1 protein-coding gene is annotated in these 14,973 nt (G+C 50.4%); it reads left to right on the forward strand.

Going from position 1 to position 14,973, the window contains the following annotated elements; translation table 11 throughout:
• Positions 1–21 precede the first annotated feature (21 nt).
• Positions 22–14,973 carry an amino acid adenylation domain-containing protein gene (locus ACWJJS_RS09685; protein ID WP_454023512.1) on the forward strand — a complete coding sequence of 4,984 codons (14,952 nt, stop codon included), beginning with the start codon at positions 22–24 and terminating at the stop codon, positions 14,971–14,973.

Below are 14,973 nucleotides of genomic sequence, written 5' to 3' on the forward strand. Positions count from 1 at the left end.
AGATGAAATGGAGGCAGCTCTATGAAAAGTGATATGAAGGCAAGCGGGTTACTCAAGCCATCTGTCAGCTATGGAAAACCATTGCGGCTTTCAGCGGATCAGCCGATGACGATTCCTGAAGTCCTGCACAAAACCGCCGCGGCAGCGGGAGATCAAAAGGGCATCACATATATACAGCCTGACGGCACCAAAGTGTATCAGACTTACAGCGGCCTGAAAAAGATCGCTCTTTCGATTGTGAAAGGGCTCCGCCAATCAGGAGTGAAGGCTCAGGATGAAGTCATATTACAGCTCAGTGACAATTCCCAGCTGATTCCTGCTTTTTGGGGCTGTGTTTTTTTAGGAGCGATCCCGGTTCCGCTTGCGGCCGCTCCGGCTTATACAGAAATGAACAGCGGGACGCAAAAACTGAAAGACGCCTGGACGCTTTTGAATCGGCCGTATGTTATCACAAGCCGTGACGTGCTGCCGGAGATGACTGAATGGGCGGAGGAGCAGGAGCTTTCCGGGTTTTGCGCTTTGGCGGCAGAAGATCTCAGTGAGCATGAAATGGATACGGACTGTCATCATCCCCGTCCGGAAGATTTGGCGATGCTGCTTTTGACCTCGGGAAGCACGGGCACGCCGAAAGCCGTGATGCTCAGCCATGAAAACATCGTCTGCATGGTCAAAGGAAATATTCAGATGCAGGGCTATACAAGTGAGGATGTCACGTTTAACTGGATGCCTTTTGACCATGTCGGCGGCATCGGAATGCTTCATCTGCGTGATGTTTATCTCGGATGTGAGGAAATCAACATACCGAGCGAATCCATTTTGATGGATCCTTTAAAATGGCTCGACCTGATTGATCATTACCGCGCTTCGGTCACCTGGGCCCCCAATTTTGCCTTTGGGCTGCTTGCCGATTTCGCAGAAGAGATTCAAACACGGAAATGGGACTTATCTTCCATGCGTTACATGCTGAACGGCGGGGAGGCCGCGGTTGCGAAAGTCGGACGCAGAATTATGGAGCTTTTAGAGCCGCACGGTCTGCCGGCTAATGCCATCCGTCCCGCATGGGGAATGTCCGAAACGTCTTCGGGCGTTATTTTCTCAGATGAGTTTACACTGAAAAACACGAGTGACGACGATCGTTTCGTCGAGATCGGTCTGCCGATCCCGGGGTTTAATATGAGAATTACGGATGACCGCAATCAAGTGGTGGAAGAAGGAGAAATCGGCCGATTCCAAGTGTCCGGTCTGACTGTAACGAGCGGATATTATGAGCGCCCAGACTTAAATGGTAGTGTCTTTACAGAAGACGGCTGGTTTGAAACGGGAGATCTCGGATTTCTGCGTGAAGGCCGCCTGACGATAACGGGGCGCACGAAAGATGCCATCATTATCAACGGTGTGAATTATTACAGCCACGCCATTGAATCAGCCGTTGAGGAATTGCCGGAAATTGAAACGTCATATACAGCGGCATGCGCCGTCCGGCCGAATCAAAGCACGACAGATGAGCTGGCGATTTTCTTTGTGACATCTGTTCCATTGGATGAGAACCGCATGACGAAGCTTCTTCATCACATTCACCAGCACGTGACACAGAGAATCGGCGTTACCCCTGATTATCTGCTTCCGGTCGCAAAAGAAGACATTCCTAAGACGGCAATCGGGAAAATCCAGCGTACTCAGCTGAAACATTCATTCGAACAAGGGCAATTTGATTCATTACATAATAACAGACAAGAAGGCGGCAATTCAGACACGGCTTCTGCAGAGAAAGAAATTGAACGGGATTTTATCCGTTTTCTGAAAGAGGAACTTTCCATCGCGGATGAGCTTGTTGATCCAAATACACCGTTTCAAAGTCTTGGCGTCAACTCCATCAAGATGATGAAACTCGCCAGATCAATTGAAAAAACGTATCACATCCGGCTGACGGCAAGAGAGCTGCACAAAAACCCGACGATTGGCGCTTTAGCGGCTTATACTGCTGAAAAAGCGGCAAACATGTCAGCGGAGCATCATTCCCAAAAAGCCGAACCGCCGGCAGAACGGGAGAAACGGCAAACGGCGCCGGCGCTTTCAGAAGTCCAAAAAGGGCTGTGGACATTGCAGAAAATGTCGCCTGAAACGACTGCATACCATGTCCCGCTCTGTTTCCGATTCACAACCGGAATCGACAAAGAGAAACTGAAACAGGCGTTTCAGCTCGTATTAAAGCAGCATCCGATGCTCAAAAGCGCCGTGAATGAAACAGACGGCGGGTTTTATTTCATAGAAGCGGCAGATCCTTTTGTATTCTCGGAAGAAGATATTTCTGACGTCAATGAATCACAAATATCCGCTCTGATACGGAAAAAAGTGAAAGAGCCGTTTGTCAAAGAAGGCGGGCCTTTGCTGCGCGTGCGGCTGCTTTCAAAATCCGCCGCGGAACATTATCTTTTGACGGTCATTCACCACATCGTGTTTGACGGTATTTCATCCATTACATTTATTCACAGTCTGCTGGATCATTATCAGGCGCTGGTGGAGGGAAAAGAAGAGTTTACGGCCGCCGTTCCCGGCATTCATCCCGATATCGCGGCTTGGGAAAAGCGGTATTTAGCGGGTGAAGAAAGCAAAGCTGCCCGCGCTTACTGGATGAAACAGCTCGGGGGAGATCTGCCTGACCTTCAGCTTCCGCCGATGCGCGCGGACAGCAGCGTTCCGGAGTTTACAGAAGATACGCTGACACGCCGTCTTCCCGAACGGCTGCTGAATAATCTAACGGCGTTTGCCGCATCCCGTTCGATTCATTTGTCTACCGTCATGCTGAGTTGCTATATGGTGCTTTTAAGCAAATATACGGATAAGGAAGATATTGTGACAGGCATGCCTGCCATGGTCAGACCTGAAGAACGCTTTGACGGAGTGGTCGGCCATTTCCTCAACATGCTTCCTATACGGAGCAGAGCCGGACGAAAAGAAACATTTGCTGACTTTGTTCAAAAGGTGCAGGATGCCGTTCTGGACGGACTGGATCACTCCTTTTATCCGTTTCCGAAAATGGTGCGTGATGTGCATGCGAAACCCCTGCAGAACGGTTCGCCTGTTTTCAGCAATGCCTTTTTCTATCAGAACTTTCTGCAGCATTCAAGCTATCAATCGATGCTGGATGAATACAAGGAATTCTCCTGTGAGTTTATAAAAGACATTCATCAGGAGGGGGAATATGATCTTGTATTTGAAATGTGGGAAGAAGCATCAGGCATGGATCTTACGATTAAATACAGCACCGAATTATTCGATGAAGCAGGGGCGGCCAGACTTTTCAGCCAATTTGTACAGGCCGCTGAAGCTTTGACGGCGAATCCGGATATGCCGCTTGAGAACGTTTCTCTCATGACAAAAAGAGAGGAGCACATGATTCTTAAGACTTGGAATGAGACAAGCCGTGAATATCCGGATGCCTGCTTCCATGAATTATTCGAACGTCAGGCGGCAGAAACGCCGGACGCTTGTGCGGTCGTGTATGAACAGCAAAAGCTGACGTACCGTGAGCTTGATGAAAAAAGCACGAAGCTGGCGCTCTATTTGCAGGCGCACGGTGCAGGCCCTGATGATCTCATCGGCATTTATACAGACCGATCATTGCATATGACTGTCGGCCTTCTCGGCATTTTAAAAGCCGGGGGAGCGTATGTGCCGCTTGATCCTTCTTATCCCGCTGACAGATTGGAATATATGATCGCCGACAGCATGATTTCAATGTGCCTGACGACAGCTGATTTAGAGCACTCCTTGAACTGGGGAGGCGTGCAGACAACTGCCATTGACCGCGATTGGTCTCGTATTGAAAGCACAGCCGCGGAAAGAACGTCGCTGAAGCGGTTAGTGACACCTGACGATCTGGCGTATGTCATTTACACGTCGGGCAGCACGGGCAAACCGAAAGGCGTGATGATTCCGCACCGGGCCCTGACCAATTTCTTAATCTCGATGGCATATGAACCGGGGCTTTCGTCTAAAGACAAACTGCTTGCCGTCACGACATATTGCTTTGATATCGCGGCACTGGAGCTGTACCTTCCTTTAATCAAAGGAGCGGAGTGCAACATCTGTAAGACAGAAGTCACAAAAGACGCACGGAAGCTGAAAGAGCTGATTCAAGAGTACAAACCGACGATCATGCAGGCGACGCCGTTTACGTGGAAAATGCTCTTTCATTCCGGATGGTCAAATGAAGAAAAAGTGAAAATCCTTTGCGGCGGAGAGGCGCTTAGCGAACAATTGAAGCAGCAGTTTCTCGATACGAAAAGTGAGGCTTGGAATATGTTCGGGCCGACAGAGACGACAATCTGGTCCGCGGTGCAGCGTATAACGGAAAATGAGAGCGCGCTTACGATCGGGCGCCCGATCGCCAATACCCGTGTGTATATTATGGATTCCGGTCTCAACCCTGTTTTAGAAGGGGTGCCGGGAGAACTTTGTATTGCGGGAGACGGATTGGCAAGAGGGTATTTCAACAAGCCTGAGCTGACAGATAAAGTTTTCGTCAGCCACCGGCTCGAACTGGGATCAAAGCTTTATAAAACAGGCGATATGGCGCGTTTTCTTCCCGGCGGCCGCATTGAATACATGGGACGGATGGACACCCAAGTCAAAATCCGCGGCTACCGGATTGAACCCGGAGATATTGAGAGCCGGCTGAATGCCTATCCGGCCGTACAGGAAAGCGTAGTGGTTGTGAACAATCACTCCGGAAATGAAAAGCTTTGCGCATTTTATATCCTGAAAAACGGAGAGCCGCTTCCGTCTGCAAAGGAATTGCGCAATCATTTGAAACAAGCGCTGCCGGCCTATATGACGCCAGCTTCGTTTATCCGTCTTGAAGAGCTGCCGCTCACACCGAACGGAAAAGTTGACCGCAAGCTTCTTGCTGCCCGTGATCTGACGGAAAAGCAGCCGGACACACAAACATTTTCATCATCTCATATCCAGCAGGCGGTGCTGGCGATTTGGCAGGATGTATTGAAAAGCAAAGATATAGAGCTTGATGACCGCTTTTTTGATGCGGGGGGAGATTCGCTTCTTGCCGTGACTGTCACTGACCGGATGACGCAGGAACTGGATTGTGAATTCAGTGTAACGGAGCTGTTTGAATACGCGACGGTAAAAGACATCAGCCGGTACATCACAGAACAAAAACCGAAAGAAGCCGTTTTGGCTCCTGTGCCGCAAAAGAAAGTGAATACAGAAGACCGGGAACACCCAGCGGGAGAAATTCCCGATTATTATGAGGACAGTGTCGCGGTTATCGGTATATCCTGTGAGTTTCCGGGAGCGAAAGATCATTATGAATTTTGGAATAACATCAAAGAAGGCAAAGAAAGCATCACCTTCTTTTCAAAAGAGGAGCTCCGCCGATCCGGTGTTTCTGAAGAACTGGCTGATCACCCCGGCTTCGTTCCGGCTAAATCAGTTTTAGAGGGGAAAGAAATGTTTGATCCCGGTTTCTTCGGCTTTTCACCGAAAGATGCGGAATATATGGACCCTCAGCTGAGAATGCTTTTGCTCCATTCATGGAAGGCAATCGAGGATGCGGGATATATCTCAAAAGAAATTCCGGAAACAAGCGTGTATATGTCTGCCAGCACGAACTCTTACCGCAGCCTGCTGCCGGAGGAGACGACAGCACAGCTGGAAACGCCGGATGGCTACGTGTCATGGGTGCTTGCCCAAAGCGGTACGATTCCGACGATGATTTCTCATAAACTCGGGTTAAAAGGGCCGAGCTATTTTGTCCATGCCAACTGCTCATCTTCGTTAATCGGCCTGCATTCGGCTTTTCAAAGCCTGCAGTCCGGCGAAGCCAAGTACGCTCTTGTCGGGGGTGCGACCCTTCATACGGAATCAAGTGCCGGCTATGTTCATCAGCCGGGGCTGAATTTTTCAAGCGACGGGCATATTAAAGCGTTTGACGCGGCTGCTGACGGAATGATCGGCGGTGAAGGAGCCGGCGCCGTGCTCTTGAAAAAAGCGTCGGATGCCGTTAAGGACGGCGACCATATTTATGCGCTGCTGCGCGGAATCGGCGTCAATAACGACGGAGCGGATAAGGTCGGATTTTATGCGCCGAGCGTCAAAGGACAGGCTGAGGTCATTCAGAAGGTCATTGATCAGACGGGCATCCATCCTGAAACGATCGCGTACGTCGAAGCTCACGGCACAGGAACAAAACTCGGCGACCCGATCGAACTGTCCGCACTTCAATCGGTGTACGGCCGATATACAGATAAAAAACAATACTGCGGCATCGGTTCAGTCAAAACAAATCTCGGGCATTTGGATACAGCGGCCGGAATGGCGGGCTGCATCAAGGTTGTCATGAGCTTATATCATCAGGAAATCGCGCCGAGCATCAATTACAAAGAGCCGAACCCGAATCTTCATTTAGAAGACTCTCCGTTTTACGTAGCGGGAGAAAAGAAAGAGTTAACCCGTGAGAACAGAGCGCACCGCATGGCTTTAAGCTCTTTCGGTCTTGGCGGAACAAACACTCACGCGATTTTTGAACAATATCCGGATGCATCCGAAGCAGCAGACGCTGCCGGTCCGTTCATCATTCCGTTGTCTGCCAGAAAAAAAGATCGTCTGAAGGAGTACGCAAAACAGCTGCTGGCTTTTCTGGAAAGAAAAACGGACGCCGGCCTCGCTGATCTTGCCTACACGTTCCAAGTCGGAAGGGAAGCGATGGAAGAGCGCGCGGCCTTTATCACAAGCGGCACTGCGGAGCTCAAGCGGCAGCTTGCCGATTTTATCAATGATAAGCCGGCTGTAACAGGCTGCTTCAGAGGAGAAAAACAGCAGGCGAAAGATATTGCCTGGCTTTCTGATGATGATGACAGTGCTGAACTCATTGAGAAATGGCTTGCGAAAGGAAAAGGAACGAAGCTCTGTGAAATGTGGAGTAAAGGTGTTGCCATCAATTGGCACAAGCTTTACAAAGACAAGCATCCGAAACGGATCAGCGTGCCGGTCTACCCATTTGCAAAGGAGCCGTACTGGCCGAAAAAAGCAGAAAAGAAAACATCTGCCGCACACACCGGAATCTCAGTTTTACACCCGCTCGTGCAGCAAAACACGTCAGATTTGGCCGTTCAGCGGTTCAGCTCACGGTTTACAGGCTCAGAATTTTTCCTGAAGGATCATGTGGTCAGGGGAAAAGCGGTGCTGCCGGGAGCGGCATATTTGGAAATGTCTTATGAAGCGGTAAAACGGGCGCTTGGCGGCTTATTAAAAGACCAAGACAGAATAACGCTCCATCATACCGTCTGGATGAAACCGATCGTCGTTCACGAACAAGAGCGCCAAGTCCATATTGCGCTGTTCCCTGAAGAGGACGGCATCATCTCATATGACATTTACAGCGTAAACGCTGACGATGAAGAAGTGCTGCACAGCCAAGGACGGGCTGAAATCATAAAGGCTGAACGAGAGCCTGAGGCCGACCTTTCTGCCATACAAAACAGATGCACAGCGGACATTCTTGATCCGGCGGCCTTTTATCGGGAAGGCCGGAGCAGGGGGATGTTCCACGGAAAAGCCTTCCAAGGCATTAAGTCTGCCTTTATCGGCGAGAAAGAAGTGCTTTCGGACATACAGCTTCCGGATTCTGTTTCTCATACGAACGGACAATTTACGCTTCATCCGAGCATCATTGATTCGGCTATTCAGACGGCGACGATCTGCATTATGCAGGAGTTTTCCGGACAAAAGCTGATTCTGCCGTTTGCGCTGGAATACCTTGAAGTCATCAAAGCATGCACACCGACTATGCGGGCGCATGCACGCTTCAGCGAAGGATATCAAACCGGTGATTCCGTGCAGAAAGCCGACATTGACCTGTTCGACGAAACAGGAGCGCTTTGCGTGAAGGTGAGAGGATTCTCTACGAGAGTGCTTGAAGGCGATGCAGAATCGGCTCAGCGGCCATCAGGCTCGGAAAAGGTCTTGTTTGCTCCGGTCTGGATAGAAACCGCCGCATCCGAGGAATCTTCTGTCCATGCTGATGAACATTTGATCATACTTTGTGAAGATGCCTGCCGTATAAAAGATGAAGCGGCATCCGGCCTGAAAGACGCCGAACTGCTGATTGCAGAAGGTGAGGGTGAAACAGCCGCTGAACGCTTCCAAAGCTTTGCGCAGACAATCGCTGAACACATCCGGCGGATCATCAGCGAAAAAAGGCAGGGCCGCATTCTGGTTCAGACCGTTATTTCAGCAGACGGCAGCCAGCAATTGTTTGCGGGGTTAACAGGTTTGTTAAAAACAGCCGAGCTGGAATACGGAAAACTTAACTGTCAGCTCATCGAGATGGGATCAATCGGCGAAATGCCGGCTGTCGCTCAAAAACTGAAAAACGACAGTCATCGGCCGCATGATAAACATATCCGTTATACAGGAGAAAAACGGCATGTGAAGGCTTGGGAAGAAATGCATCCTGCAGGTGGCGGCGCCGTCTGGAAGGACGAAGGCGTATATCTGATTACCGGAGGCGCAGGAAGCCTGGGGTTGATGTTCGCAAAAGAAATCGCAGGTCGCGTAAAACACCCGAAAATCATTCTGACCGGCCGCTCAAATCTGACAGAAGCCAAACAGCGTGAGCTTGCTATACTTCAGGACTCAGGCGCAAATGTCGTCTACAAAAAGCTGAATGCGGCAGACCGGCGGGAAAATGAAGCGCTGATAAAAGAGATTACGGCGGAATTCGGGGAGCTTAACGGAATTATTCACGCAGCGGGAGTGATTCAAGACCGTTTCCTGCTGCAAAAAACGAAGGAAGAGTTCAGGGAAGTGCTTGATCCGAAAGTGATCGGCACCGCTTATTTAGATGAAGCCAGCAAAGACTGCAATCTTGACTTTTTCGTATTGTTCTCCAGTGTTTCCGGCGTTCTCGGCAATGTCGGGCAGGCTGATTATGCCGCCGGCAACGCGTTTATGGATGCATACGCCGCTTACAGGCAATCCCTTACGGAGAATGGCTTGCGGCACGGAAAAACGATCGCCTTTAACTGGACGCTGTGGAAAGATGGCGGTATGCAGGCGGGAGACGAGACGGAAAGAATGATGAAAAAAGCTTTCGGCATGGTTCCGCTTCAAAAGGCGTCAGGCCTGGCCGCATTTTATGAAGGAATGGCTCAGGAAAAGCCGCAGCTTTTAGCAGCTGAAGGAGACGCAGCAAAATTAAAACAGTCGTTCCTGTCCGTTTCTGAAACTGAAAAGCCGCAGGTGGAGAAAATAGAGCCTGTATCCGCCGTTTCGGGAGACAAATGGCACGGTGCGCTTATCAGATTGGTCAGTTCAATTTTAAAAGTCGGCCAAGACGAGATTGATATTGATACGGAACTGAGTGAATACGGTTTTGATTCCGTATCCTTTACCGTCTTTACGAATCAATTAAATGAAGCGTATCAGCTGGAGCTGGCGCCGACGATCTTCTTCGAGCACGGGACGATCCGCAGTTTAGCAGAGTATTTGACGGATGAAACAGAAGCAGGTCTTCCTTTTCAGCCGGAAGAAAAACACGATGCAGAAGAATCTCTTCAAGCGCTTCACACCGCTTTGACAGCCATGGTAAGCGGCATTTTAAAAGTTGACCGTGAGGACATTGATACAGATACGGAACTGAGTGAATATGGTTTTGATTCCGTATCCTTTACCGTCTTTACGAATCAATTAAATGAAGCGTATCAGCTGGAGCTGGCGCCGACGATCTTCTTCGAGCACGGGACGATCAGCAATCTCGCCGGATATTTGGCAAAAGAGCATCCGGGCCGTTTCGGCGAAAAGAAGAAGGAGTCTCCGAAAAAAGAGCAGCCAAAAGCCCAAAAACCGAAAATGCATCGGAAAAAGCGCTTCGCAGCGGTAATGAACGCTAGGGCAGCGACACAAGAGCCGCGCCGCTTGGACCCTGTTGCCATTGTCGGAATCAGCGGCCGATTCCCGGGCGCGAAGGATATAGAGGAATTTTGGCGCAATCTGAAAGAAGGAAAAGATTCTATCACAACCATTCCGAAAGAACGCTGGGATTGGCAAGCGTTTGATGGCGACCCGAATCTTGAAAGGAACAAAACGAATATCAAGTGGGGCGGCTTTATCGACGGAATAGCTGAATTTGATCCGCTGTTCTTTGGGATTTCACCGCGGGAAGCCCAATATTTAGATCCGCAGCAGCGGCTGTTATTGACTTATGCATGGCGGGCGATAGAAGATGCGGGCTGTAAGCCGGAAAGTCTTTCCGGCACAAATACGGGCGTCTTTATCGGCACCGGAAATACCGGTTATAAAGATTTGTTCACAAGGGCAGGTCTTGCGCCGGAAGGACATGCGGCGACAGGCAGCATGATTCCTTCCATCGGTCCGAACCGTTTAAGCTATTTGTTAAATCTTCACGGGCCGAGCGAGCCGATTGAAACGGCATGTTCAAGCTCGCTTGTTGCGATTCACCGGGCGGTATCCGCTATAGAAAACGGAGAATGCGACATGGCGATTGCCGGGGGAATCAACACGATTCTGACGGAAGAAGCGCATATCAGCTACAGCAAAGCAGGCATGCTCAGCAAAGACGGAAAATGCAAAACCTTCTCCAAAGATGCCAACGGGTATGTCAGAGGAGAAGGCGCGGGAATTCTGATGCTGAAGAAACTGACAGATGCAGAACGTGACGGCAATCCGATTTACGGCGTGATCCGCGGTACGGCTGAAAACCACGGCGGCCGGGCGAATACGTTAACCTCGCCGAATCCGAAACTGCAGGCTGATTTATTGGTGAAAGCATATCGGAAAGCGGGAGTGGACCCGAGCACCGTCACGTATATTGAAGCGCACGGTACAGGAACGGAATTGGGCGACCCGATTGAAATAAACGGTTTGAAAGCGGCGTTTCACGAGCTGGCGAAAACAAATCAAGAGCCCGAAGTCTCCGATCACCGCTGCGGCATCGGTTCGGTCAAGAGCAATATCGGCCATTTAGAGCTTGCCGCGGGAGTATCAGGCGTCATGAAAGTGCTTTTGCAAATGAAGCACAAAACGCTGGTGAAAAGCCTGCATTGCGAAACGATCAATCCGTACATTCAGCTCGATGACAGTCCTTTCTACATTGTGCGGGAAACTCAGGAATGGACGGCAGCGAAAGATAGAAACGGAATTGCGATTCCGCGCCGGGCCGGGGTCAGCTCATTTGGCATCGGCGGGGTCAACGCTCATATCGTCATTGAAGAGTATGTCCCGAAAGCAGCCGCTCAGCCTGAGCACAGCCCGGAAAATCCGGCAATCATCCTTTTGTCCGCCAAATCAAAAGACAAACTGTTTGAACAGGCGCAGCAGCTGCAAAAAGCGATCCGTCAAACGCCGTATACAGATCAAGACTTGGCGGGCGTCGCTTATACGCTGCAAACCGGAAGGGACGAAATGGAAGAGCGCCTGGCCATTCTTGCAGCGACGATGGCGGAATTGGAAACAAAGCTGGAAGCATTTATGGAAAATGAGAAAAACATCGCCGGGCTGTATACCGGCCAGTCCAACCGCAATAAAGATACGTTTGCCTTGTTCACGGCAGATGAAGATATGGACATCGTCATTGATGCCTGGATCAGAAAAGGCAAATTCGCCAAGCTGGCAGAGGTATGGGTGAAAGGCGGCGTGTTGAATTGGAACCGGCTGTATGAAAAAGGTACGCCGCGTTTACTCAGTCTTCCGTCTTATCCGTTCGCAAAAGACACGTATTGGGTGCCTGAGAATCCTGACAAAAATAAGGTCCATACAGAGGAACGGATGAAACGTATTCTGACAAAACAATGGGAACCGAGCCCGCTCGAACTGCGTGAACCGTGCCCACGTTCCGTTGCGATTTTGACAGGCGGGGACACGATCAATCTCGCAGAAGAGATCGCAGCGCATATGCCGAATCACCGTATTATCACAACATCAGACCTTACCGGTGAATATGACTGGCAGGCGTTTGGCGGAGTCATCGACCTTCTCGGCGCAGCGAAAGAAGAAGCTTCTGGAGATATGACCGGTATCAAATGGCTTCAGCAATTGATTGAGTATGGGCATAAAGAAGGGATAACACTGCTTTGTGTCACGCAAGACCTTGAGTCAATGGGGAAAAAGGCCAATCAAATAACGGGAGCAAAACGGGCCGGGCTGTACAGAATGCTGGCATGCGAGTACAGTCATCTGTCTTCAAGGCATCTCGACCTTGAAGGAGCGCTTTCGGATGACAAACTGGCGAAGCAGATTGCCGATGAGTTTCATGCCCGTACTGATGACGCGGAAGTTTGCCGGAGGGACGGCTTGCGCTACCGCGCCGTATTGAGCGGATCAGAAAATATGAATACGCAAGGCGAGAGAATTGATTTTCCGGACCACCATGTGCTTCTGATCACCGGAGGGACGAGAGGGATCGGTCTTTTATGCGCACGCCATTTTGCCGAACATTACGGAGTGAAAAAACTGGTGCTTACAGGCCGTGAGACCCTTCCGCCGCGAAGTGAGTGGACAGGCGGACTGAATGGGGTGACGGCTTCTGTAAAAGCGAAAATTGAAGCTGTTCTCGACTTGGAATCCAAAGGTGTACAAGTGAAGGTATTGTCAGTCCCGTTAGCTGATGAAGCCGGGCTGAGACAGGAACTGAGTCAGATCAAACAGACGCTCGGACCTATCGGCGGCGTGATTCACTGCGCGGGTGTGACCGATAAAGAGACGCTCGCATTCATCAGAAAAACCCATGAAGACATACAGCGCGTGCTCGAGCCGAAAGTAGAGGGGCTTCAGGCGTTATACAGTGTGCTCAGCGAAGAGCCGCTGAAGTTTTTCGTCTTGTTCTCTTCTGTGTCAGCTGCGATACCGGCACTTTCGGCAGGACAGGCCGACTATGCCATGGCCAATGCGTATATGGACTATTTTGCAAACTCATACAAAGAGCAGCTGCCGATCGTAAGCATTCAGTGGCCGAACTGGAAAGAAACCGGAATGGGCGAAGTCACGAACAAAGCTTATAAAGAGAGCGGGCTATACAGCATCACGAATGCAGAAGGATTACAGCTCCTTGACGGCATACTTCTTGAATCAGCAAGAGGCCCGGTGCTGCCGGCCGTTCTGAATCCTAAGCTGTGGAAGCCGGAGCGATTCCTGCGGCGAAGCAGGCAGGATCAGCCAATGAGCCCGGCTATGGTAAAACCGGCGGAAAAAACCGCTGATACTGCCGCAGACAACGCTCAATTAACAAGGAAAACAGAAGAATGGCTGAAAGAATTATTTTCTGAAGAGCTGCGGATTGACCAGGATCAGCTTGAGACAGACGTATTATTCCAAGATTACGGAGTGGACTCCATTATCCTTGCTCAGCTTCTGCAGCGGATCAATCGGAATCTCTCGGCATCGCTTGACCCGTCCATTCTGTATGAATATCCGACGATTCAATCTTTCGCAAAATGGCTTCTTGAAGGATATACAGAAGTTTTGTCAGAACGGTTTGATTTGGCGGCGGAGCCTGTTATGAAGAAGCCGGCTGAGCCGGTAATTGTAACACAAGCCGTTAAGGTGCAAGAAGAGGCGGCCGAAAAACAGATTCACCGGGAAGATATCGCGGTCGTCGGCATGTCCTGCCGGTTTCCGGGGGCGGCTTCCTTAGAGGCGTACTGGTCGCTTTTGGCTGAAGGCCGTTCGGCTATCGGTCCTGTTCCGGCTGAGCGATGGGGGTTGAAGACGCCTTATTACGCGGGAATGCTTGATGGAATTGATCAATTTGATCCGGACTTCTTTTTACTGGCTGAAGAAGATGTAAAGGCAATGGACCCTCAAGCTTTGGCCGCTCTGGAAGAATGTCTTAACCTGTGGTATCACGCTGGCTATACGCCGGATGAGATAAAGGGAGAAGCAATAGGTGTGTACCTCGGCGGACGCAGCCGTCACAGACCGGGTGAAGAGAAACTGCTGGATGCGAAAAACCCGATCGTCGCGCTGGGCCAGAATTATTTGGCCGCAAATCTGTCTCAATATTTTGATATGCGCGGCCCGAGTGTTGTCCTCGATACGGCTTGTTCTTCTGCTTTAGTCGGAATGAATATGGCCGTGCAGGCTCTTGTAACAGGAGAAATAAAAGCGGCCGTCGTCGGCGGTGTGAGCCTGTTTGAATCAGAAGAAACCCATAAATTATTTGAACAGCGCGGCATATTAAGTAAAGCGCAGTCGTTCCATGTATTTGACGAACGCGCCGATGGAGTCGTGCTGGGCGAGGGAGTCGGAATGGTTCTTTTAAAAACCGTGTCTCAGGCCATTGAAGACGGAGATTCTATTTATGCCGTAGTGAAGGCGGCATCCGTCAATAATGACGGAAGAACGGCAGGCCCGGCTACGCCGAGCCTGGAAGCGCAAAAATCCGTCATGAAGACGGCTCTTGAAAAAAGCGGAAAACAGCCGGAAGACATTACTCATATTGAAGCGAACGGTTCAGGCACGGTCGTGACGGATCTGTTAGAACTGAAGGCCATTCAATCCGTCTACCGTTCAAAAGATGCCGGCCCGCTCGGAATCGGATCTGTGAAACCGAACATCGGGCACCCGCTTTGCGCGGAAGGAATTGCAAGTTTCATAAAGGTTGTTCTCATGCTGAAAGAAAAGAGCTTTATCCCGTTTTTATCAGGTGAGCATGAAAACACACATTTTGATAGAGAAAAGGCCAATATTCAGTTCAGCCGCACTCTGGCAGACTGGCCGTCACCAATACCGGCGGCAGGAATTAACTGCTTTGCCGACGGCGGAACAAACGCCCACGTTATTGTGGAAGCGTGGCAGGAAGACGAAGGGCGCCGAATCAAGCGCCACCCTTTAACACCGCCTGCATTAAATAAGCGGCTGATTTCGCCGGACAGCAAAGAAGAAACGAACGAAAAAGCTGGGGCAAACATCTGGGATACCTATGGAGTGGAGGTTTAA

This window comes from Bacillus sp. JK106, from assembly GCF_053663355.1.

What these genes read in the sequence shown, in the direction of transcription:
- ACWJJS_RS09685 (WP_454023512.1), top strand. Translation starts at nt 22, where the DNA reads ATGAAAAGTGATATGAAGGCAAGCGGGTTACTCAAGCCATCTGTCAGC.